Below are 21,829 nucleotides of genomic sequence, written 5' to 3' on the forward strand. Positions count from 1 at the left end.
CTAACGCTCCTGATCGTAGGTGCTGCCGGGGCCGAAGCCCTGTTGGTCATGCCGGTCACGCCCGGGGGTCCCGGATCCTGCCGCGCGCCCCCGCTGGACACCGCGGCGCAGGTTGCTCAGCCTGCCGCGGACGTCCTCGGGGGCACGGGAGACCTGGGGGCCGCCCTGTCCGGTCAGTTCCGCGGCGCCCTCGACCAGGTTGGCCTTGGGCACCCGCCGGGGCAGCCCGGAGGGCGTGACCCCGCCGGCCTTCGGCTCGCGCAGCTGCTCGGCACGGTGCCAGCGCTGGTCGTTCTCCGACTGCCACGGGGCACTGTCCTCCTGCTGCTGAGGGACCTGTCGGGGCACCTCCGGCGCCGCGGGCGCCATCGGGTCCCCGGCCACCCCCTGTGCCCCTGTCTCCTCGGACGGTCGCCACTGCACGTCCCGACGCGGAAGTCCGGCGTCGGTCATCGAGTGGATTCCGCTCGGGGAGGGGCCCGGACGGTGGAACTCTACGCGGTCCCGGGAAACTTCGGGAGCGCTGGGTCCTGATTCCGCTTCGGTCCCGAACTGCGACCCGAAGGGCATCTCGAAAGATCCGGAATCGCCCCACTCTCCCTGCTGGGAGGGCGAGTTGTAGCCGACGTATGGCCGCTGTCCAGATTCCGTTTGAGTTGTGTAATCCGCCTCCGGTTGCGTAAAGGCGGAATTCTGGTAGGAGGACTGCGCCAGCGGATCGGCAGCCGCCTGGTCGTGCCGCGGCTCCTGCTCGGGCGCGGTGGCGTCCATTCCGCCGTACTGGCCCTGGAACCGGTGCTGGCCCTGGAGCTGGTTCTGCTCCTGGAACCGGTTCTGGTCCTGGAGCTGGTTCCGTCCCTGCTCCCGCTCGTACGCGGAGTCGTCGAAGCCCAGCTCGGCGGCGGTACGCGAGGACTCCGCGCTCGGCTCCTGGACGGCCGGCCGCGGCTCGGGGACGATCCGGGAGACCGTGAAGTCGTCCTGGGGCAGCTCCTCGCCGCCACCGCCATGGGTGATCGCCTCGGGCAGCATCACCAGCGAGGTGGTGCCCGCCTGCTCCCCGGAGGGGCGCAGCTGGACCCGGATGCCGTGCCGGTCGGCGAGGCGGCCGACCACGAAGAGTCCCATGCGCTGGGAGGCCGTCGCGTCCACCGTCGGCGGGTTGGCCAGCTTGTGGTTGATGTCGGCGAAGTCCTCGGCGGTCAGGCCGATGCCCTTGTCGTGGATCTCCACCACCACCCGGCCGTCGGGCAGCCGGGTCGAGGTGACCCGCACCTTGGTGTGCGGGGAGGAGAAGGTGGCGGCGTTCTCCAGCAGCTCGGCCAGGAGGTGCACCAGGTCGGTCACCGCGGTGCCGTGGATCTCGCTCTCGGAGACCCCGGCCAGCTCGATGCGCTCGTACGACTCCACCTCCGAGGAGGCGGCGCGCAGCACATCGATCAGCGGCACCGGCTGGTTCCAGCGGCGGCCGGGCTCCTCGCCCGCGAGGATCAGCAGGTTCTCGCCGTTGCGCCGCATACGGGTGGCCAGGTGGTCCAGCCGGAAGAGGTGCTCCAGCTGGTCCGGGTCGGCCTCCCGGCTCTCCAGTTCGGAGATCAGGGTCAGCTGCCGCTCGATCAGTCCCTGGTTGCGACTGGAAAGGTTGGTGAAGATGGCGTTGACGCCGCCGCGCAGCATCGCCTGCTCGGCCGCGAGCCGGATCGCCTCGCGGTGCACCTGGTCGAAGGCGCGGGCCACCTCGCCGATCTCGTCCTTGGTGTTGATCGGTATCGAGCTGACCCGGGTGTCCACTCGTCCCGGGTCGGTGCGGGAGAGCTGGTCGACCACCGCGGGCAGCCGCTTGCCGGCGACCTCCAGAGCGGCGTTGCGCAGTTGCTGCATCGAATGGCTCATCGAACGAGCCATCCGGCCGGCCACCATGAAGGCGGCGAACAGTGCCAGCACCACGATCACGGCGTTCACGATCGCATCGCGCCGGGCGTCCGAGGAGATCTCGGCCGCGTCGTTCACGGCCTTGTCCACCAGGGTCTGCTCGGCCTCCCGGTAGGCGCTGAACTTGATCGTGGAGGCGTTGAACCAGGAGTCCGGGGTGATTCCCTGGGCGGCCAGTTCGGTGGGCGTCGCGCCGCTGCCGATGGCCTTGACCATCTGCTCCATGCTGGGCGGCGCCACGAACTTCTCACCGGCCGCCTCGGCCTTGCGCTTCGCCTCGGCTATTTGCGTTCGCGCACGCTTCTCCGCCGCCGTCAGGGTGTCCTCGAGCCGGGTCACGTCCTGCGGTGTGCCGGCCGCCTCGAACTCCCCGAGCGCGATGCCCTCGAGGTAGGCGTACGAGGTGAAGGCGGTCAGCTGGGCCTTGCGGTCGGTCGCGGACGGACCGGGCTTGACCAGCAGATGGGTACCGATGGAGCGTTGCAGCGACTCCGCGCCCTTGGCCAGGGATACCGCGTAGACGGTACGGCCGTATGAGGTGATATTGCCGGTGCCCAGGCCCAGTTCATTGGCGAACTCGGTCAGCCCGTGCTCGACGGTGACATAGCCCTCTTCGGTCTTCACCCCGTTCAGCCGGTCGGTGTAGGCGTTCCGGCGCAGGGCGGCGAGCTGCGGTTCGACGGCCCTGAACGCTCTGAGGCGGCGTTTGAGGACCGCCGTCTGCGGCATATCGGTGACGGCCGCGTCGAAGTCCCGCTTCGCCGCGTCGCTGGTGGCCCGCGCCTTGGCCACCACGGCCTCGTTGCTGTCGGTGAGCAGCGGGCCCGCGCTCAGGTCGCGCTCGTTGACCAGGGCGTGGGCGTAGGAGCTGGCGGCCCGCACGACCTGGGCGGTGCGCTCGGCGTCCCGCGCCTCCATCCAGGTGGAGACCGAGGAGGCGACCTGGAAGCCACCGAAGACCAGGGCGATGAGCACGGGGATGAGCAGGATCGCGTACAGCCGGCCGCGCACCCGCCAGTTCCGTGGTGAGATCCGGCCGCCGCTCGGGGCGGGCGGCCCGGACACCTCGGCGGGCGACGCCGCTGTACGTGTGCGCGGCGGCGGGGTGAAGTTCCCGCGCGTCTTTTGCGCGGGGTCCGGCTTGCTTCGCCTCACTCGACCAACAACCTCTCGGCGTCGGCACCTCGTCCGTGCCGTTCCCAGCTGAGCCCTGACTGCCCAGTTCAGGGAATTCCAGCACGCCCCGCAGGTGCTTTCCAAACAGTGCGTGAAGCGCTCAGTCCGTTGTCCGGACCAGAGATAAAACGGGCGTTACGGATGAGCCGTGTCAAACGCCGAACCATTCGAATGCACAACGGAGCTGTCCGAACGCACTCAGTGTCGACGGCCGGACCAGATCTCTGTCGAAACGTTATGAACGACGAGCGGGCCGTGTCGAACAACACGGCCCGCGCTGCGTCGCGCCCGACAACTTCCGGACAGCGGTCCCTACTTGAGCCGGGCCATCAGCGCATGCTCGACGAGGGTGATGAGCGCGCTCTTGGCCTCGCTGCGGTGGCGCGCGTCGGTGGTGATGATGGGGGTGTCCGGGCCGATCTGGAGGGCCTCGCGGACCTCTTCGGGGCTGTACGGCTGCTGTCCGTCGAAGCCGTTGAGGGCGATGACGAAGGGCAGTCCGGAGTTCTCGAAGTAGTCGACGGCGGGGAAGCAGTCGGCGAGTCGCCGGGTGTCCACCAGGACCACCGCACCGATGGCACCGCGCACCAGGTCGTCCCACATGAACCAGAAGCGGTCCTGACCCGGTGTGCCGAACAGGTACAGGATCAGGTCGTCGTCCAGCGTGATACGGCCGAAGTCCATCGCCACGGTCGTCGTGGTCTTGTCCTGGACGTGGCTCAGATCGTCGATCCCCGCCGAGGCCGACGTCATCACGGCTTCGGTGCGCAGCGGGTTGATCTCCGAGACCGCGCCGACGAACGTGGTCTTGCCCACGCCGAAGCCGCCCGCCACCACGATCTTCGCGGAGGTGGTCGCGCTGGCCGGAGGAGCGCCGCTAGAGCTTGCGAAGTCCACTGAGCACCCTTTCGAGCAGTGTCACATCCGGGGTCCCGCCCGCTTCCGAACCGCCCCCGGGCTGGTGGATGGCCACCATGCCGGCCTCCGCCAGGTCCGCCACCAGGATCCGCGCCACACCCAGCGGTATGTTGAGCAGCGCCGAGACCTCCGCGACCGACTTGACCTCCTGGCACAGCTGGCAGATCCGCTGGTGCTCGGGGAGCAGTCCCTGCAGGTGCATGGGGTCGGCCGTGGTGCTGACCAGCGCCTCGATGGCGAGCTGGTAGCGCGGCCGGGTCCGGCCACCGGTCATGGCATACGGGCGCACCAACGGCTGGTCGCCTTCACCCCCGTACGGCGATTGGTGATGGCCGCCGTACGGGCCGGGCGGGGCAGGGGGCGGGGTCATTGGATCCTCCGGTCGGACAACAAGGTGACGGTCGCGCCGTCGGTCGGTGCCGGTGGGGGCCTGCCCGGCCGGGGCCGGGTGGACGGGCGTCGGATGGTCGATGGGTCAGTTCAACAGGCTGCCCTGTAGTTCGGCACGCAGGTCCGGGGTGAGGACGTTGCCCGCGCGATCGACCAGCAGGGCCATCTCGTAGCCGACGAGGCCGATGTCGCACTCCGGGTGGGCGAGTACGGCAAGGGAGGATCCGTCGGAGATGGACATGATGAAGAGGAAGCCTCGTTCCATTTCGACGACGGTCTGGTTGACCACGCCGCCTTCGAAGATGCGGGAGGCTCCGGAGGTGAGCGAGGTCAGGCCGGAGGCCACCGCCGCCAGTTGATCGGCTCGGTCACGGGGGAAGCCTTCGGACATCGCCAGAAGGAGTCCGTCGGCGGAGACCACCACGGTGTGGGACACCCCGGGGGTGTTGTCCACGAAATTGGTGATCAACCAGTTCAGATTCTGCGCCGCCTGGCTCATCGGGCTCAACTAACGCTCCTGCTGGTAAGTCGGGCCAATGCCGCGATCATGGTTGTCGCCGAGTCCGGTGCCGGCCCGACGACCCTGCTGAATTCCCCGGCGGAGGTTGGTCAGCCTTCCGCGTACATCATCGGGCGCGCGAGACACCTGCGGCCCAGTCCGGTCGGGCTGCTGCGGCTGGTGTGCGGCGCCCTCCACGAGGTTCGCGCGGGGCACCCGCCGTGGCAACCCGGACGACGTGATACCGCCGGCCGCTGGTTCGCGGATCTGCTCGGCGCGGCGCCAGCGCTCGTCGTTGTGGGGCGACGTACGCCAGTGGGACCCCGTCAGGTCGTGTCCGTCCAGCCCGGCGCCGTTGGCGCCGGAGCCGGCGAACTCGCCCGTGCCCCGGGAGGCCGACTGCGGCTCGCGGGACGAGAGGGGTGGCACGGCCGAGGCGGGCCGGCCGGGGGTGGGCTCGGGCGCGGAGGACTCGGACGGGAACCGCCGGCCCCCGTCCTGGAAGTCCGCAGCGCCCGGGTCCTCGTCCTGGTTGCGAAGCCAGGTCGACTCGATGGTGTCGAAGATCGGCGTACGGCCGTCGCCGGGACCGGCGGGCGGCAGCGGGTCGCCGGTGCGCCCCTCGCCCTGGGGGCCCTGGGGCAGCGGGAACTCGCCGGTGCCCCCCATGTCGGGCCGGGCGAACTCTCCGGTGTCGCCGGGGCCGCCCACGTCGGGACGCTGGAACGCGCCGGTGTCACCGGGAGCCTGGCCGAGTTCGGGGTGGAGGAACTGGCCGGTGTTACCCGGTCCCTGGCCGAGCTCGGGGCGGGCGAACTGGCCGGTGTCGCCAGGGCCGCCCACGTCGGGACGCTGGAACGCGCCGGTGTCGCCGGGGCCCTGGCCGAGCTCGGGCCGGGCGAACTCTCCGGTGTCGCCGGGGCCGCGGTCGTAGTCGGGACGCTGGAACTGGCCGGTGTCGCCGGGGCCCTGGCCCAGTTCGGGGCGGGCGAACTCTCCGGTGTCGCCGGGGCCGCGGCCGTAGTCGGGACGCTGGAACTGGCCGGTGTCGCCGGGGCCCTGGCCGAGCTCGGGGCGGGCGAACTCTCCGGTGTCGCCGGGGCCGCGGTCGTAGTCGGGACGCTGGAACTGGCCGGTGTCACCCGGTCCCTCGCCGCCCCGCGATCCGCTGGGCGCGCGGCGCGGCTCGAACATGCTGGGGCCGTCGCCCAGCTGCGGCAGCTCGCCGGTGTCGCCGGGACCGCGGTTGCCGAACGGATCGCGCCGCTCCGGGGTGTCGCCGAGGTCCGGCTGGGCGAACTGCCCCGTCGAGTCGAACTCCTCGTGTCCGCGCGGGGTGTCCCCCGCGTCGCGCGGGGCGGTCGGCCAGTCGTCCTCGCCCGCCGCGGCGCGGCGCGCGCCCCAGCTGGTGCCGGGCTGGGTGGGGGCCGGAAGCTCGGGCGCGGGGCCGCGTGTGGGCAGCTGCGGGCGGCCGCCCTGGTCGCCCGCGTCGGCACGGGCCGGGGCGCCGGTCGGCGGGGCGACGGTCGGGCGCTCGCCGCGCTGCGGAAGCGAGGGGCGGCCGGAGGAGTCGCCGGGGCCACTGGGAACACCGGGACCGCCCTGAACACCGGGACCGCCCTGAGCGCCGGGGCCCGAGGGGGTGCTGGGCCGGGGGCCGGGAGGCCGTCCGCCCTCGAAGAAGTTGGTGCCGCTGGACGGGGCACCGCCCGAGGGGCCCGCACCGGCGCCGACCGGACGGGTCGGCAGTCCGCTGCCGGTGGCTTGGCCCGGCAGCGCGGACCGCGGACCCCCGCCCGGAACCTGGCGGCGCGAGGGCGACGAGCCGAGCAGTCCGGCCGAGCCGTTGCCCTGACCGCCGCCGGCCGCGTCCTGCCCGCCCTGGCCCGCCTTGCCGCCGGGGCCCTGCGGGGCCGGCTTCCGGCCGCCCTGGGCGACGTCGACGGGCAGCATGACCAGCGCCGTCGTACCGCCCGAGTCGGACGGCCGGAGCTGGATGCGGATGCCGTGGCGCAGCGACAGCCGGCCGACCACGAACAGACCCATGCGCCGGGAGACCGACACATCGACCGTGGGCGGGGAGGCCAGCCGCTCGTTGATCGCGGCCAGGTCCTCGGGGGAGAGCCCGATACCGGTGTCGTGGATCTCGACCAGCACCCGCCCGTCGGGCAGGGCGTGACCGGTGACCTTGACCTTGGTCTGCGGCGAGGAAAAGGAGGTGGCGTTCTCCAGCAGCTCGGCCAGGAGGTGCACCAGGTCGTTGACGACCCGGCCGGCGACCTCGGTCGCCGGGACCGAGCTGAGCTCGATGCGCTCGTACTGCTCCACCTCGGAGGCGGCCGCACGGAGCACGTCCACCAGCGGCACCGGCCGGGTCCACCGGCGGCCGGGCTCCTCGCCCGCGAGGACCAGGAGGTTCTCGCCGTTCCGGCGCATACGGGTGGCGAGGTGGTCGAGCTTGAAGAGCGAGGACAGCTGGTCCGGGTCGGCCTCGCGGCTCTCCAGCTCGGAGATGAGCGAGAGCTGGCGCTGGATGAGGCCCTGGCTGCGGCGCGAGAGGTTGGTGAACATCGCGTTGACGTTGCCCCGCAGCAGCGCCTGCTCGGCGGCGAGCCGGACCGCCTCGCGGTGGACGTCGTCGAAGGCCGCGGCCACCCTTCCGATCTCGTCCCGGCTGTGCACACCGACGGACTCGACGGAGGTGTCCACATCCTGCGGGTCGGACTCGGAGAGCTGCTTGACCAGTTCGGGCAGCCGCTTCTGGGAGACCTCCTGCGCGGTGTCCTGGAGGCGGCGCAGCGAGCGGACCATGGAGCGGGCGACGACGAAGGCGCCGACCAGGGAGACGCCGAGGACCAGCAGGATCAGCGCACCGTTGAGGATCGCGTCCTGCTGGGCGGAGTCGCGGAGCTCACGGGCCTTCTGCTGCATCTCGCTGAGCAGCGTCTGCTCGATCTTGCCCATCTCTTCGATCTTGATGCTGTCCTGGTCGTACCAGTCCAGATCGGTGCGCTTCTCCGCCTTCAGGCCCTCCGGGTCGCGCACCGCGCGGTCGGCGTACATGGTCGCCGCCTTGATGTCCGGGCGGCTGTCCAGGGGCTCGAGCAGATCCTCGGAGTTGCCCTGGCGGATCTGCTTGAAGCGGCTGAGCGCCTCGTTCTCCTTGTCCACCGCCGTTCTGGCGAAGCGGCGGTCGTTGGCGGAGAAGTCGGCGCCCTTGGGGTCGGCGAGGGCGGCGCTGATGAGCGCGCGCTGGATGGAGGCGTACTCCTTGGCGGAGGAGAAGGTGGCGAGCGCGCGGGTGTTGTTGATCATCGCGCGGTTGCTGGTCGCCTGCGCCATGTCCTGGGAGAGCGACAGCAGCGAGTTGATCAGCTCGTTGTAGTCCTGGACAGTCAGCGAGTAGTACTGACTGTTGTCGTACGCGTTGTCGCGGACCTCGTTGATCTTGCCGAGCTGACGGTCGATGTTGACGAGCGTGGACTGGACACCGGCCATCGACTGGTCGCCGGGGTCGATCTTGTGCGTGGCGTCGCGGAAGGCCGCGATGGCGCGGTTGGTGTCCTCGCGGGTGGAGACGACCCGGTCGTCCTTGTCGTTGCCCTTGCCGGCCAGCGGACCGGCCGACTTGTCGCGCTCCTCCTGGAGCGCGCTGGCCAGCTGGGTGGCCTGCTGCGTCATCTCGGTGAGCAGCTTCATCTGGTCGAGCTGCTGGATGTTCTCCAGCGAGCCCTCGATGCGCAGCGCCCCCAGGGTGGTCGCGGCGACCACCGGGAGCGCGAGCAGGGAGACCAGTCGGGTGCTGATGCGCCAGTTGCGCAGGGCCAGGCGGCTGCCGGGCCCGCTGGGGCCGCCGGGGGTCTTCGGCTTGGCCGGCTGGTCCGCGGCCTCTCCGCCGCCGGGCGCACTGGGCCGGGTGGCGCTCCGCGCACCGGACTCGGGGCTCTGATCGCCCGGCGTCCTGCCGTTGCTCTGGGCGCGCTGGGGCGAGGAGCCGCGGTCGGCCCCGCCACGCGGCTCCGGGTCCGCCGAAGCTTCCCCTCGGCCCTGGCGGGCCTGGGGAGCCCCCACACCATCCCTCTTGAAACGTCCCTGCACTAGCGTCGCAACCTCTGGACCAGGCGCCCCGCCGACGGTGCGGCGGAGCGGTGTCGAGTCATGGGGGACCGCGATCCCCCCTGTCGGTCGTGAGTGACCGGCGCGCTTCCTTTCCTGTCGACAAGAGGAGCCCCCCGCCGCTCGGCGCCTCTGTGTTGCGCCCCCGTGCGCGCCGGCCGATTCCTGCGGCGGTCCCGGGAATTCCAGCACAGTGCCGGATGCTGCAACAAGGGCAACGGAAAAGGCTGTGATGCGCGTGACGCTCAGTACGGTCCTTATTACCGGACGTAGAAAGCCATGTCGGCGATAACGGACTTTCGGTTACGAATCGATGGCCGCGACCTGGTGTCCGGCTAGCGATGATCAAGAGCGGAACGTCAGGTTCGGGTATGTGATGTCCGGTTGGTTCGATTGAATCGACCGCCCGCTATGAGGCATTTGCCCGATCGGTCGTGAGCAATATCACATGCTTGCGGTGACTTTTCCTGTGAATCCATGGGCAAGGCGGCCTCTAGCCTGACGCTTTACAGAGCCGGTACGAACGACAAACAGCGAGGCATAGACCAAGTGAAGACGACGATGATGTTCCGCTCCATAGCCAACCCGCGGCGCACCACCCTGGCGCACCTCAAGGACGTCAAGGAGATCAAGGAGGTCGTGGACGCGGCGGAACTGCCGGCCGAGTCCGAGCAGCGGCCGGAGCCCCGCGTCGAGCTGCCGAGCCGGACCGCGAACCCCAAGCGCACCGTGCTGACCGAGGTCCCGGGCCGCTGATCCCCCGGGTCACGGCAGACGCCACCACCGCCGGCGGGCGGGACGGCGGGGCGCGAGGCGCGGAGCGATAGCCTGGAGCGTCAGTCTCCAGCCAGTTCAGTCAAGGAGCCAAGGCTTCCCGTGCGCATCGCCAGATTCTCCATCGACGGCAACGTCGCCTTCGGCGTGGTGGAGGGCGAACCGTCCGGTCAGGACGGTCCCGTCATCGACATCATCAAGGGCCATCCCTTCGCCGAATTCGAGCGCTCGGGCCAGAAGGTCCCGCTGAGCAAGGTCCGGCTGCTGCCGCCCGTCCTGCCCAACAAGGTCGTCGCGATCGGGCGCAACTACGCCGAGCACGCGGCGGAGCTGGGCAACCAGGTCCCCGACGTCCCGGTCGTCTTCTTCAAGCCGTCCACCTCCGTGATCGGCCCCGGCGACCCCGTCGTCTACCCCTCCTTCTCCTCCGAGGTGCACCACGAGGCCGAGCTGGCCGTGGTCATCGGACGGATGTGCCGCGAGGTCCCGCGCGAGCGCGTCAAGGACGTCATCCTCGGCTACACCTGCGGCAACGACATCACGGCCCGCGACGCCCAGCAGCGCGAGAAGCAGTGGGCGCGGGCCAAGGGCTTCGACACCTCGTGCCCGCTGGGCCCCTGGGTGGAGACCGATATCGACCTGACGCGCGCCGGGGATCTCGGCATCATGTGCACCGTCAACGGTGAACAGCGTCAGCTCGGCCGGACGAGCGAGATGGTGCGCCCGATCGAGGATCTGATCGTGCACATCACCGAGGCGATGACGCTGCTCCCCGGCGACGTCGTGCTCACCGGCACCCCGGCGGGCGTCGGCCCGCTCTCCGTCGGCGACGAGGTCGCCGTCACCATCGAAGGCATCGGCACTCTCACCAACAAGGTGATCAAGCGTGGCTAGCGCACCCTCCTCCGCCCCCGTGCGGGTTCGTTTCTGTCCCTCGCCGACCGGCAACCCCCATGTCGGCCTGGTCCGCACGGCCCTGTTCAACTGGGCCTACGCCCGTCACCACGGCGGCACCCTGGTGTTCCGTATCGAGGACACCGACGCCGCGCGCGACTCCGAGGAGTCCTACGCGCAGCTGCTGGACGCCATGCGCTGGCTGGGCTTCGACTGGGACGAGGGCCCCGAGGTCGGCGGCCCGCACGCCCCGTACCGCCAGTCGCAGCGGATGGACATCTACCGCGAGGTCGCGGACAAGCTGCTCCAGGCGGGCCACGCCTACCGCTGCTACTGCACCGCCGAGGAGCTGGAGGAGCGCCGCGAGGCGGCCCGCAAGGCCGGCCGGCCCTCCGGCTACGACGGCACCTGCCGCACCCTGACCGCCGAGCGGATCGCGGAGTACGAGGCCGAGGGGCGCGACTCGATCGTCCGCTTCCGGATGCCGGACGAGCCGATCACCTTCACCGACCTGGTGCGCGGTGAGCTGACCTTCACCCCCGAGAACGTCTCGGACTACGGCATCGTGCGGGCCAACGGCGCTCCCCTCTATACGCTCGTCAACCCCGTCGACGACGCGCTGATGGAGATCACGCATGTGCTGCGCGGCGAGGACCTGCTGTCCTCCACCCCGCGCCAGATCGCGCTCTACCGGGCGCTCGCCGAGATCGGCGTGGGCCCCGGCACGGTGCCGGTCTTCGGCCACCTCCCGTATGTCATGGGCGAGGGCAACAAGAAGCTCTCCAAGCGCGATCCGCAGTCCTCGCTGAACCTCTACCGGGAGCGCGGCTTCCTCCCCGAGGGGCTGCTCAACTACCTCTCCCTGCTGGGCTGGTCGCTCTCCGCCGACCGGGACGTCTTCTCGATGGAGGAGATGGTCGAGGCGTTCGACATCTCGGCGGTGAACGCCAATCCGGCGCGCTTCGACCTCAAGAAGGCCGAGGCGATCAACGCGGACCACATCCGGCGGCTGGACGTGAAGGCGTTCATCGAGCATTGCGAGCCCTGGCTGAAGGCCCCGCACGCACCATGGGCCCCGGAGGCCTTCGACGCGGCCGGCTTCGCGGCGCTGGCCCCGCTGGCCCAGACCCGGCTGACCGTCCTGTCCGACATCACCGCCAACGTGGACTTCCTCTTCCTCGACGAGCCGGTGGCGGACGAGGCGTCCTGGACCAAGGCGATGAAGCCGGGCGCCGACGCGCTGCTGGCCTCGGTCCGTACCCGGCTCGCCGAGGCGGACTGGGACGCCGAGACCCTGAAGGCCGCGGTCCTCGCGGCCGGCGAGGAGCACGGCCTCAAGCTGGGCAAGGCCCAGGCCCCGCTGCGCGTCGCCGTCACCGGCCGCACGGTCGGCCTGCCGCTGTTCGAGTCCCTGGAGGTCCTGGGCCGCGAGCGCACGCTGGCCCGGGTCGACGCGGCGCTGGCGAAGCTGGCCGGATAGGGACGCGGGGCGCCGCCCGTGCCCGCGCGGCGGCGCCACTCGCGGTGATACTCGTTTTGGTGGCCCGTCCACCATCGGGTAATGTTCTTCCTGCGCCGGACGGGCGGCCGAGAGGTCGGGCCGGGGGCGCAAACCAAACAAAACCCCTTACGGGGGTGGCGTTTTGGTGGGGTATGGTGTAATTGGCAGCACGAGTGATTCTGGTTCACTTAGTCTAGGTTCGAGTCCTGGTACCCCAGCAGGAGATTCCTCGGTTCTCTGGTGGATCTCTTGATCAAAGCAGGACCAAGCCCCCGTTGTGTAGCGGCCTAGCACGCTGCCCTCTCAAGGCAGTAGCGCCGGTTCGAATCCGGTCGGGGGTACGGATCTCCTCGAAAGACGGAGATCGCTAGGGCCCCCGTTGTGTAGCGGCCTAGCACGCCGCCCTCTCAAGGCGGTAGCGCCGGTTCGAATCCGGTCGGGGGTACTGGTCTATACCATGGGCTATGGTGTAATTGGCAGCACGAGTGATTCTGGTTCATTTAGTCTAGGTTCGAGTCCTGGTAGCCCAGCGCTGTACATGACGCACAGCAGCATGTACGGAAAACAGGCCCCCGTTGTGTAGCGGCCTAGCACGCCGCCCTCTCAAGGCGGTAGCGCCGGTTCGAATCCGGTCGGGGGTACCAGTGAGCAGCCCTCCGCGACAGCGCGGAGGGCTTTTCCGTCTCCCGGTCACTCTCCGAAGCGGCGGCCGGATTCCTCGGTGTGCGGGAGCCGCCGCAGCTGAGCAGCACCGGTTCGTAGAGCCCCGTGAGCGCCACCACGGCCTCGATCCGCTCGGGCGGGTCGTTCCGGTCGGCCGCCGCGGGGAGCGCGCGGCCGACCGGTTGTCGCTGAAGCGGGCGTAAGGGCGCCATGGGCGCCGTAAGGCGGTGATCAATTTCCCCGGCGCAGCGCGTCCGTCAGGCGTGCTGCCGCGTCGATCACGGCCTGGGCGTGCATCCGGCCCGGGTGGCGGGTCAGCCGCTCGATCGGTCCGGAGACCGAGACGGCGGCGACCACGCGGTTGGAGGGGCCGCGCACGGGGGCCGAGACGGATGCCACGCCGGGCTCCCGCTCGCCGATCGACTGGGCCCAGCCCCGTCGCCGTACGCCCGACAGGGCCGTGGCGGTGAAGCGGGCGCCTTGCAGCCCGCGGTGCAGTCGCTCGGGCTCCTCCCAGGCCATCAGCACCTGGGCCGCCGAGCCGGCCTTCATGGGGAGGGTGGAGCCGACCGGCACGGTGTCCCGCAGTCCGGACAGCCGCTCGGCCGCGGCGACGCAGATGCGCATGTCTCCCTGGCGCCGGTAGAGCTGCGCGCTCTCGCCGGTCACGTCCCGGAGGTGGGTGAGTACCGGACCGGCCGTGGCGAGCAGCCGGTCCTCGCCCGCCGCCGCGGCCAGCTCGGCCAGGCGCGGGCCCAGAATGAAGCGTCCCTGCATGTCCCGCGCCACCATCCGGTGGTGCTCGAGTGCTACCGCGAGCCGGTGTGCCGTGGGGCGGGCGAGACCGGTCGCCCCGACCAGTCCGGCGAGGGTGGCCGGACCGGACTCCAGGGCGCTCAGCACCAGAGCCGCCTTGTCGAGAACGCCGACACCGCTAGTGTTGTCCATGAAACGATACTCGCGTCTCACACTGTGAAACGCAAGTTCAATTTCCTGGGATACCCGCCACTCTGTAAATGGTGGGCCCGCAGACCAGGGCACGCACTCGACACGAGTTGGGCCGGCACTGGCGCCGGCCGGAGGGAAAGCGATGGGACGGACACTCGCGGAGAAGGTCTGGGACGACCATGTCGTCCGGCACGCCGAAGGCGAGCCTGACCTGCTCTTCATCGATCTGCACCTGCTGCACGAGGTGACCAGCCCGCAGGCGTTCGACGGCCTGCGCAAGGCGGGTCGCACGGTCCGTCGTACCGATCTCACCCTCGCGACCGAGGACCACAACACCCCCACGCTCGACATCGACAAGCCGATCGCGGACCCCGTCTCCCGCGCCCAGTTGGAGACGCTGCGCAAGAACTGCGCGGAGTTCGGCGTCCGTCTGCACCCGCTCGGCGATGTCGAGCAGGGCGTCGTCCACGTGGTGGGACCGCAGCTGGGACTGACCCAGCCCGGGACGACCGTGGTCTGCGGTGACAGCCACACCTCGACCCACGGCGCCTTCGGCGCCCTCGCGTTCGGCATCGGCACCAGCCAGGTCGAGCATGTGCTGGCGACCCAGACGCTGCCGCTCGCGCCGTTCAAGACCATGGCGATCACCGTCGAGGGCGAGCTGCCCGAGGGGGTCACCGCCAAGGACCTGATCCTGGCGATCATCGCGAAGATCGGTACCGGCGGCGGTCAGGGCTATGTGATCGAGTACCGCGGCTCCGCCATCGAGAAGCTCTCGATGGAGGCCCGGATGACCGTGTGCAACATGTCCATCGAGGCGGGCGCCCGCGCGGGCATGATCGCCCCGGACGAGACCACCTTCGCCTATCTGGAGGGCCGCCCGCACGCCCCCCAGGGCGCCGACTGGGACGCCGCCGTCGCGTACTGGCGCACCCTGCGCAGCGACGACGACGCGGTCTTCGACCGTGAGGTCGTCATCGACGCCTCCGAACTCGCCCCGTTCGTCACCTGGGGCACCAACCCCGGCCAGGGCGCGCCGCTGTCGGCCTCGGTTCCGGACCCCGCCTCCTTCGAGGACGCCAGCGAGCGGTTCGCCGCCGAGAAGGCCCTGGAGTACATGGGCCTGACGGCGGGTCAGCCGCTGCGTGACATCGCGGTGGACACCGTCTTCGTCGGTTCCTGCACCAACGGCCGCATCGAGGACCTGCGCTCCGCCGCCTCGGTGCTGTCCGGCCGTTCGGTGGCCGACGGCGTACGGATGCTGGTGGTCCCCGGCTCGGTGCGGGTCGCCCTCCAGGCCGTCGAGGAGGGCCTGGACAAGGTGTTCACCGCCGCCGGCGCCGAGTGGCGGCACGCGGGCTGCTCGATGTGCCTGGGCATGAACCCCGACCAGCTCGCGCCCGGTGAGCGGTCGGCGTCCACGTCCAACCGCAACTTCGAGGGCCGGCAGGGCAAGGGCGGCCGGACCCACCTGGTCTCGCCGCAGGTCGCCGCCGCCACCGCGGTGCTCGGCCACCTGGCCTCGCCCGCCGACCTGTCCGACGCCGCCGTATCGACTCCCGTGGGGGCCTGAGCAGTCATGGAAGCATTCACCACGCACACCGGCCGGGCCATCCCGCTGCGCCGCAGCAATGTGGACACGGACCAGATCATCCCCGCGCACTGGCTGAAGAAGGTCACTCGCGACGGCTTCGAGGACGGACTCTTCGAGGCGTGGCGCAAGGACCCGGAGTTCGTGCTCAACAAGGCCGAGTACAAGGGCGGAACGGTCCTGGTGGCCGGCCCCGACTTCGGCACCGGTTCCTCGCGTGAGCACGCGGTGTGGGCGCTGCAGAACTACGGTTTCAAGGCCGTCATCTCGTCCCGCTTCGCCGACATCTTCCGCGGCAACTCCCTCAAGAACGGACTGCTGACCGTCGTCCTGCCGCAGGAGACCGTGGACCGGCTGTGGAAGCTGGTCGAGGCGGACCCCGCCGCGGAGGTCACCGTGGACCTCGTCGCCCGCCAGGTTCGAGCCGAGGGCATCACGGCTGATTTTGAGCTTGACGAGAACGCCAGGTGGCGACTCCTGGAGGGGCTGGACGACATCAGCCTCACCCTCCGGGAGGAGGAGCACATCGCCGCGTACGAGGCGCGCCGACCCTCCTTCAAGCCGAGCACCGTGGAGGTCTGACCCCCCGGTTTCCCCTGCGTAGAGCGGGTTTGGCAAGATGCGCCGCCGGTCCTCGGACCGGCGGCGCATCGGCATGTTGAGGCCCCATGAAGCGACAACTCGCCTCAGATGGCACAATCAGTGCATGGAACGCGACGGCCAACTCGAGCTCTACGGCCTCGTCGCCGACCGGCTCAAGGAAGCGCACGCAAAGGTGCGCGCACTGCAAGTCCCGGAGGGCGTACGGATGGCGCTGTCCCGGAAGCTGCTGGTCATCACCTCGGCGGCGAAACACGATCTCGCGGGCGCGGCAAAGCGTCTGGAGCGGTTGATGAACGACATCGACGAGGGGCGTTTCCCCCAAGATCCCGACACCGACGGAAGTCCGTGACGATCTAGTGCGTTGCGGCACAAGGGTGATTAGCCCGTTTCGTGTTTGATTTGCGGTATATATCTGCCTAACGTGCGAAAAAGCTTGAACACATTGATTCCGGCAATGCCTCCGAAGGGGAAGACGTGAACAAGGCGCAGCTCGTAGAAGCGATTGCCGACAAGCTCGGCGGCCGTCAGCAGGCCGCCGATGCGGTCGACGCCGTCCTGGATGCCATCGTCCGGGCGGTCGTCGCCGGGGAGCGAGTTTCGGTCACTGGATTCGGCTCGTTCGAGAAGGTGGAACGTCCTGCCCGGTACGCCCGTAACCCGCAGACCGGGGAGCGCGTGCGGGTCAAGAAGACCTCGGTGCCCCGCTTCCGTCCCGGCCAGGGGTTCAAGGACCTGGTGAGCGGCTCCAAGAAGCTCCCGCGCGGCGGCGAGGTCGCCGTGAAGAAGGCCCCCAAGGGCAGCCTCCAGGCGGCGGCGAAGAAGGCCGCGGCCAAGAAGGCGGCCAAGAAGGCTCCCGCGAAGAAGGCGCCCGCGGCGAAGAAGGCCCCCGCCGCCAAGAAGGCCCCGGCCAAGGCGGCGGCGAAGAAGGCCCCGGCCAAGAAGGCCCCCGCCGCCAAGAAGGCACCCGCCAAGGCCGCGGCGAAGAAGGCCCCGGCCCGCAAGACCACCGCGCGCAAGACCACCGCGAAGAAGACCACCGCGAGGAAGCGCTAGTCGGCAGCGCACAGGCGCCGCACCGTTCACGCGCCGGGCCGGGCTCCCTGAGGGAGCCCGGCCCGCGGTGCTGTCGGCACCCGGTCCGGCGTCGCCGCTCCGGGTGTTCCAGGTCTTCCGGGCGTTCCAGGCCGCCTGTCACCTCCGGACCCGTGAAAGGTCCGTGCTCAGAGCGTCCGCCTCGCTCAGAACGTCCGCAGCCCAGAACGTCCGCGTCGCTCAGGGCGTCCGCAGCTCAGAACATCCGCGTCGCTCAGGGCGTCCGCCTCGCTCAGAACGTCCGCGGCTCAAAAGTCCGCGTCGCTCAGAACGTCTGTAGCGTGACCAGGACGACCCGGCGCTCCTCGCCCTCGCCCGCCACCTCGATCCGCACCCGCTGCCCCGGGCGCAGCATCCGCAGCCCCCCGGCGTCGAAGGCCGCGGTGTCGAACGGCAGCGGGGTGCCGTCGTCGAGCAGCACGCTGCCGGCGCGGGTCTCGGGGTCGTACGTATAGGCGGTTCCCTGCATGTCCGCCAGCCTAGCCCTGGTGTGGACGCCCACACCCAGTGCCACCGCCGCGCGCAGATCCCCGGCCGTGTCCACGTCCCGCCGCACCGAGTCCACCGCCGCCAGTTCGATCTCCCGCGCCCCCGACGCCCGGTGCCGGGCCCGGGAGGGGCCGCCGAAGGCGGGCGCGAGGTCGGCCCCCGGCGCCGCCGAGAGCAGCGTGGTGCCCACCCCCGCGGCGTCCGCCAGAAAAGCGCGTGAGAAGCCGGCGGCGGCCTCGAGCACCAGATCGAGCTCCGCGGTCCGCAACGCCGGGAGATCGGCGTTCAGCGCCGCCACGGCGGCCTCCGGGCGCTCCTCGCGGACCGCGTGGGCGCCGTGCGCCAGCGCCGCGTTCAGACCGCGCCCGGGGAGATCGGGCAGGATCCGGGCGCCGAGGGCCGACAGCTCGCGTCCGGCGAGCGGGTCGTCGGTGACGACGGTCACGCCCCGCACCCACCGGCTCGCCAGCGCCGCGCCCACCGTGTCCTGCGCGAACGCGAGCGCGAGTGAGGCCCTGGGACCGTCCCCGGCGGCGTCGGAGAGCCTGGTCTTGGCTCGTGACAAGGGCTTCAGCGGCACCACGAGGGTCCAGGTCACACGGGCTCCGTTTGTTCCCACGGACCTCATTCTGACCTGCCGCCCGGCTCGCCGAAGACGTGCGGGGTTACGGTGTCCTCGACAGACGGGGTACCTGGAGCGACACTTGTGCGGCTGCCCGGACGGCAGCAAGCCAGCAGGTCAGCAGGGTCCAAGAGAGGATGTTCCGAGTGTCCGGCCGCAGAATCGGCTTCTGGTACCGCATGGCAGCGGTCTTGATCAAACCGCCGCTGGTGGTTCTGTTCAAGCGGGACTGGCACGGAATGGAGCACATTCCCGCCGACGGTGGATTTATCACCGCGATCAATCACAACTCGTATCTCGACCCGCTCTCCTACGCGCACTTCCAGTACAACACCGGAAGGGTGCCGCGCTTCCTCGCCAAGGCCGCCCTCTTCCGGGGCGGCTTCGTCGGCAGCATGCTCCGCGGCACCGGACAGATCCCCGTCTACCGCGAGTCCACCGACGCCGCCAACGCCTTCCGGGCCGCCGTGGACGCCATCAACAAGGGCGAATGCGTGGCCTTCTACCCCGAGGGCACCCTCACCCGGGACCCCGACATGTGGCCCATGCGCGGCAAGACCGGTGCGGCGCGGGTCGCGCTGCTCACCAAGGCCCCGGTGATCCCCATCGCCCAGTGGGGCGCCAACGAGGCCGTTCCGCCGTACGCCAAGGAGAAGCGGCTGCGCCTCTTCCCCCGCAAGACCCTCAAGGTGCACGCCGGCCCGCCGGTGGACCTGTCCGAGTTCTACGGCCAGGAGCCCACCGCCGAGGTCCTCCGGGCGGCCACCGACACCATCATGGACGCCATCACCGACCTCCTGTCCGAGGTGCGCGGAGAGCCCGCGCCCGCCCGGCGGCCCGACCGGCCCACCCGCCCCCGCACCGACGGCCGACCGTTCCCGGTGGCCGATGAGGAGAGCAAGTGACGCGCTGCGCCGTCTTCGGCACCGGCTCCTGGGGCACCGCCTTCGCGATGGTGCTCGCCGACGCCGGCTGCGAGGTGACGCTGTGGGGCCGCCGGCCCGGTGTCGTCGAGGCCATCAACACCGAACGCGTCAATCCCGACTATTTCCCCGGTGTCCGGCTGCCCGACGGCATCCGGGCCACCACCGACCCGGCCGAGGCCGCCCGCGACGCGGAGTTCACCGTCTTCTCCGTGCCCTCCCAGACGCTGCGCGGCAACCTCGCCGAGTGGGCCCCGCTGCTGCCCGGCGACACCGTGCTGGTCTCCCTGATGAAGGGCGTCGAACTCGGCACCGCCAAGCGGATGAGCGAGGTCATCCAGGAGGTCGCCAAGGCGCCCGCGGAGCGCGTCGCGGTGCTCACCGGGCCCAACCTCGCCAAGGAGATCGCCGCCCGGCAGCCCGCCGCCTCCGTGGTGGCCTGCCCCGACGAGGACGTGGCGCGCCGCCTCCAGACCGCCTGCCACACCGCGTACTTCCGCCCGTACACCAACACCGACGTGGTCGGCTGCGAACTGGGCGGCGCGGTGAAGAACGTCATCGCGCTGGCCGTGGGCATCGCCGACGGCATGGGGCTCGGCGACAACACCAAGGCGTCGCTCATCACCCGCGGCCTCGCCGAAACGACCCGGCTGGGCCTGGCGATGGGCGCCGACGCGCACACCTTCGCGGGCCTGGCCGGTATGGGCGACCTCGTGGCCACCTGCTCCTCCCCGCTCTCCCGCAACCACACCTTCGGCACCAACCTGGGCCGCGGGATGACACTGGAGGAGACCATCGCGGTCACCAAGCAGACCGCGGAGGGCGTCAAGTCGTGCGAGTCCGTGCTGGATCTCGCCCGCCGCCACGACGTCGACATGCCCATCACCGAGACCGTGGTCGGGATCGTGCACGACGGCAAACAGCCCCTTGTCGCACTCAAAGAGCTGATGTCCCGCAGCGCCAAGGCCGAGCGGCACTGACGCGGCGCGGACCGCAAGGTAATCTCAACGCGATATGAGCAGCCAGACCCCTTCCCCAGGCCCTGTTCCGGCTTCCTCCGGAGGTGAGCGGCGGAAGCCGCGCGTCGCCGTCGTCTTCGGCGGCCGCAGCTCCGAGCACGCCATCTCGGTGGTCACCGCCGGCGCCGTGCTGCGCGCCATCGACCGCGAGAAGTACGACGTGCTGCCGATCGGCATCACCGTGGACGGCCGTTGGGCGCTGACCGCCGACGAGCCCGAGCGGATGGCCATCGCGGGCCGCGAGCTGCCCAGCGTCGAACGGCTCGCCGAGTCCAGCGAGGGTTCGGTCGTCCTCCCGGTCGACCCGGGGAACCGCGAGGTCGTCTACAGCGAGCCGGGCGCGGTGCCCAAGGTGCTGGGCGACGTCGACGTCGTCTTCCCCATGCTGCACGGCCCGTACGGTGAGGACGGCACCCTCCAGGGGCTGCTGGAGCTGTCCGGGGTGCCCTATGTGGGCGCCGGGGTGCTCGCCTCCGCCGTGGGCATGGACAAGGAGTACATGAAGCGGGTGTTCGTCTCCTTCGGGCTGCCCGTCGGCCCGTACGAGGTGATCCGCCCCCGGGCCTGGGAGCAGGATCCTTCCGCCGCCCGCCGCAGGATCGTGGAGTTCGCCGAGGAGCACGGCTGGCCGCTCTTCGTGAAGCCCGCGCGCGCCGGCTCGTCCTTCGGCATCAGCAAGGTCGAGAACGCGGCGGACCTGGACGCGGCCATCGAGGAGGCCCGGCGCCACGACCCGAAGGTCATCGTGGAGGCGCTGCTGCGCGGCCGCGAGATCGAATGCGGGGTGCTGGAGTACGAGGACGGGCCGCGGGCCAGCGTGCCCGCCGAGATCCCGCCGGTCTCCTCCCACGCCTTCTACGACTTCGAGGCGAAGTACATCGACTCCGCGGACGGCATCGTGCCCGCGCCGCTCACCGAGGAGCAGACCCGGCGGGTCCAGGAGCTCGCGGTGGCCGCCTTCGACGCGGCGTCCTGCGAGGGGCTGGTCCGGGCCGACTTCTTCCTGCTGGACAGCGGCGAGTTCGTGATCAACGAGATCAACACGATGCCCGGCTTCACCCCGATCTCGATGTACCCGCGCATGTGGCAGGAAAGCGGTGTGAGCTATCCCGAGCTGGTGGACCGGCTGCTCCAGGCCGCGCTGCGCCGCTCGACGGGGCTGCGCTAGGCCGCTCCCGCCGGCCGGCGCACCTAGGCCACGCCCTTGGGCACCGTCTCCTTGACGGCGTGGGCGAGGTCGAGCAGGACGTTGATCTCGGGGGCGTACTTCCCGGGCACGGTGACCTCGACGTATGCCCGGCGCAGTACGGTGGTGAAGCGGTAGCCGTCCTTCTGCTTCTCCGGGAGCCAATCGACGCCGTTCACCTCGACCGACTCGGTCGCGGAGGTCATCGCCTCCGGCCGGGGGACCCCGCAGCGCAGCCGCACGGCGGGGTCGCCCCATAGGGCGGTGTAGTCCGAGGCGGGCTCGGCGGTGCGCCGCTCGAGCCCGTTCACGGTCCCCGGCAGTTCCTTGTGCAGCGCCCGGCATATCGCCACCGCTTGCGGGGACGGGGTGGGGACCGGCACTTCGGCGTCGCCGGAGTCCTTGGCGAAGGAGCAACCCGCCACCGGCACCAGAGCGAGCGCCACGGTGGCGGCCAACGGAACGAGCCTTCGGGTGAGACTACGGTGTGCGG

At 70.6% G+C, this 21,829-nt stretch carries 17 protein-coding genes, 5 tRNA genes and 1 pseudogene; 15 read left to right on the forward strand and 8 right to left on the reverse strand.

The genetic code is table 11. The features are described 5' to 3' along the window. The 5 genes from N6H00_RS28140 to N6H00_RS28160 form a co-directional block, all read right to left on the reverse strand. Complete coding sequence (locus tag N6H00_RS28140) at nucleotides 1–3,087, reverse strand: sensor histidine kinase (protein ID WP_268974617.1); 3,087 nt, start codon at nucleotides 3,085–3,087, stop codon at nucleotides 1–3. Between the two features lie 333 nt (nucleotides 3,088–3,420). Further along, a complete protein-coding gene (locus N6H00_RS28145) occupies nucleotides 3,421–4,005 on the reverse strand; it encodes a GTP-binding protein (RefSeq protein ID WP_268974618.1) in 585 nt (194 codons plus the stop codon). Then, nucleotides 3,986–4,396: a DUF742 domain-containing protein gene (locus tag N6H00_RS28150; protein ID WP_268974619.1), complete on the reverse strand. Its 411-nt coding sequence runs from the start codon at nucleotides 4,394–4,396 to the stop codon at nucleotides 3,986–3,988. Before N6H00_RS28150 ends, N6H00_RS28145 begins: the two co-directional genes overlap by 20 nt. Before the next feature lie 105 nt (nucleotides 4,397–4,501). Continuing rightward, nucleotides 4,502–4,915: a roadblock/LC7 domain-containing protein gene (locus tag N6H00_RS28155; protein WP_020868201.1), complete on the reverse strand. Its 414-nt coding sequence runs from the start codon at nucleotides 4,913–4,915 to the stop codon at nucleotides 4,502–4,504. Between the two features lie 9 nt (nucleotides 4,916–4,924). Then, on the reverse strand, nucleotides 4,925–9,013 hold the full coding sequence (locus N6H00_RS28160) for a nitrate- and nitrite sensing domain-containing protein (protein WP_443073058.1): 4,089 nt from the start codon (nucleotides 9,011–9,013) through the stop codon (nucleotides 4,925–4,927). Between the two features lie 567 nt (nucleotides 9,014–9,580). Between N6H00_RS28160 and N6H00_RS28165 the strand changes: the two genes are divergently transcribed. The 8 genes from N6H00_RS28165 to N6H00_RS28200 all read left to right on the forward strand — a co-directional run bounded on the left by N6H00_RS28165 (nucleotide 9,581) and on the right by N6H00_RS28200 (nucleotide 12,844). After that, nucleotides 9,581–9,787, forward strand: a complete 207-nt coding sequence (locus tag N6H00_RS28165; protein WP_268974621.1) for a hypothetical protein — start codon at nucleotides 9,581–9,583, stop codon at nucleotides 9,785–9,787. Between the two features lie 120 nt (nucleotides 9,788–9,907). Beyond that, a complete protein-coding gene (locus N6H00_RS28170) occupies nucleotides 9,908–10,699 on the forward strand; it encodes a fumarylacetoacetate hydrolase family protein (protein WP_268974622.1) in 792 nt (263 codons plus the stop codon). Beyond that, complete coding sequence (gene gltX, locus N6H00_RS28175) at nucleotides 10,692–12,179, forward strand: glutamate--tRNA ligase (protein ID WP_268974623.1); 1,488 nt, start codon at nucleotides 10,692–10,694, stop codon at nucleotides 12,177–12,179. Before N6H00_RS28170 ends, gltX begins: the two co-directional genes overlap by 8 nt. 167 nt (nucleotides 12,180–12,346) lie before the next feature. Further along, nucleotides 12,347–12,418: transfer RNA gene (locus N6H00_RS28180), tRNA-Gln, on the forward strand. 50 nt (nucleotides 12,419–12,468) lie between these two features. Then, a tRNA-Glu gene (locus N6H00_RS28185) sits at nucleotides 12,469–12,541 on the forward strand. A 31-nt stretch (nucleotides 12,542–12,572) separates the two neighbouring features. Beyond that, a tRNA-Glu gene (locus tag N6H00_RS28190) sits at nucleotides 12,573–12,645 on the forward strand. Between the two features lie 13 nt (nucleotides 12,646–12,658). Beyond that, a tRNA-Gln gene (locus N6H00_RS28195) sits at nucleotides 12,659–12,730 on the forward strand. 38 nt (nucleotides 12,731–12,768) lie between these two features. Continuing rightward, nucleotides 12,769–12,844 (forward strand) — tRNA-Glu (locus N6H00_RS28200). Nucleotides 12,845–13,094: 250 nt separating this feature from the next. On the opposite strand, the gene ndgR is transcribed toward N6H00_RS28200, so the two are convergent. Beyond that, a complete protein-coding gene (gene ndgR, locus N6H00_RS28205; protein ID WP_030834082.1) occupies nucleotides 13,095–13,811 on the reverse strand; it encodes an IclR family transcriptional regulator NdgR in 717 nt (238 codons plus the stop codon). Between the two features lie 142 nt (nucleotides 13,812–13,953). Here ndgR and leuC point away from each other — a divergent pair, with 142 nt between their 5' ends. From leuC to N6H00_RS28225, 4 genes are all read left to right on the forward strand, one after another. Beyond that, nucleotides 13,954–15,384: a 3-isopropylmalate dehydratase large subunit gene (gene leuC, locus N6H00_RS28210; protein ID WP_268974626.1), complete on the forward strand. Its 1,431-nt coding sequence runs from the start codon at nucleotides 13,954–13,956 to the stop codon at nucleotides 15,382–15,384. 6 nt (nucleotides 15,385–15,390) lie between these two features. Next, a complete protein-coding gene (leuD, locus tag N6H00_RS28215) occupies nucleotides 15,391–15,984 on the forward strand; it encodes a 3-isopropylmalate dehydratase small subunit (RefSeq protein ID WP_268974628.1) in 594 nt (197 codons plus the stop codon). 124 nt (nucleotides 15,985–16,108) lie between these two features. Continuing rightward, nucleotides 16,109–16,354, forward strand: coding sequence for a hypothetical protein (locus N6H00_RS28220; protein ID WP_268974629.1), 246 nt, complete (start codon nucleotides 16,109–16,111; stop codon nucleotides 16,352–16,354). A 125-nt stretch (nucleotides 16,355–16,479) separates the two neighbouring features. Further along, on the forward strand, nucleotides 16,480–17,058 hold the full coding sequence (locus N6H00_RS28225) for an HU family DNA-binding protein (RefSeq protein WP_268974630.1): 579 nt from the start codon (nucleotides 16,480–16,482) through the stop codon (nucleotides 17,056–17,058). Nucleotides 17,059–17,569: 511 nt separating this feature from the next. Here the strand turns inward: N6H00_RS28225 and cofC are convergent. Further along, nucleotides 17,570–18,184: pseudogene (gene cofC / locus N6H00_RS28230) on the reverse strand (2-phospho-L-lactate guanylyltransferase); the annotation flags it as partial. Between the two features lie 170 nt (nucleotides 18,185–18,354). Here cofC and N6H00_RS28235 point away from each other — a divergent pair. The 3 genes from N6H00_RS28235 to N6H00_RS28245 are packed head-to-tail and all read left to right on the forward strand — an operon-like array spanning nucleotide 18,355 to nucleotide 21,318. Continuing rightward, on the forward strand, nucleotides 18,355–19,113 hold the full coding sequence (locus tag N6H00_RS28235; RefSeq protein ID WP_268974631.1) for a lysophospholipid acyltransferase family protein: 759 nt from the start codon (nucleotides 18,355–18,357) through the stop codon (nucleotides 19,111–19,113). Next, on the forward strand, nucleotides 19,110–20,111 hold the full coding sequence (locus tag N6H00_RS28240; protein ID WP_268974632.1) for an NAD(P)H-dependent glycerol-3-phosphate dehydrogenase: 1,002 nt from the start codon (nucleotides 19,110–19,112) through the stop codon (nucleotides 20,109–20,111). The genes N6H00_RS28235 and N6H00_RS28240 overlap by 4 nt, the downstream gene beginning before the upstream one ends. Before the next feature lie 34 nt (nucleotides 20,112–20,145). Next, nucleotides 20,146–21,318, forward strand: a complete 1,173-nt coding sequence (locus N6H00_RS28245) for a D-alanine--D-alanine ligase family protein (RefSeq protein ID WP_268974633.1) — start codon at nucleotides 20,146–20,148, stop codon at nucleotides 21,316–21,318. Nucleotides 21,319–21,341: 23 nt separating this feature from the next. On the opposite strand, the gene N6H00_RS28250 is transcribed toward N6H00_RS28245, so the two are convergent. Beyond that, nucleotides 21,342–21,794, reverse strand: a complete 453-nt coding sequence (locus tag N6H00_RS28250; RefSeq protein ID WP_268974634.1) for a DUF3515 domain-containing protein — start codon at nucleotides 21,792–21,794, stop codon at nucleotides 21,342–21,344. Between the last annotated feature and the right edge of the window lie 35 nt (nucleotides 21,795–21,829).

This window comes from Streptomyces sp. S465, from assembly GCF_026898115.1.
Taxonomy (GTDB): Bacteria; Actinomycetota; Actinomycetes; order Streptomycetales; family Streptomycetaceae; genus Streptomyces; species Streptomyces luomodiensis.

Excerpts from the sequence above, each read along its gene's own strand:
- leuC (WP_268974626.1), top strand. The coding sequence starts at position 13,954 with ATGGGACGGACACTCGCGGAGAAGGTCTGGGACGACCATGTCGTCCGG.
- N6H00_RS28245 (WP_268974633.1), top strand. The coding sequence starts at position 20,146 with ATGAGCAGCCAGACCCCTTCCCCAGGCCCTGTTCCGGCTTCCTCCGGA.
- ndgR (WP_030834082.1), bottom strand. The coding sequence starts at position 13,811 with ATGGACAACACTAGCGGTGTCGGCGTTCTCGACAAGGCGGCTCTGGTG.
- N6H00_RS28220 (WP_268974629.1), top strand. The coding sequence starts at position 16,109 with ATGGAACGCGACGGCCAACTCGAGCTCTACGGCCTCGTCGCCGACCGG.
- N6H00_RS28150 (WP_268974619.1), bottom strand. The coding sequence starts at position 4,396 with ATGACCCCGCCCCCTGCCCCGCCCGGCCCGTACGGCGGCCATCACCAA.
- leuD (WP_268974628.1), top strand. The coding sequence starts at position 15,391 with ATGGAAGCATTCACCACGCACACCGGCCGGGCCATCCCGCTGCGCCGC.
- N6H00_RS28155 (WP_020868201.1), bottom strand. The coding sequence starts at position 4,915 with ATGAGCCAGGCGGCGCAGAATCTGAACTGGTTGATCACCAATTTCGTG.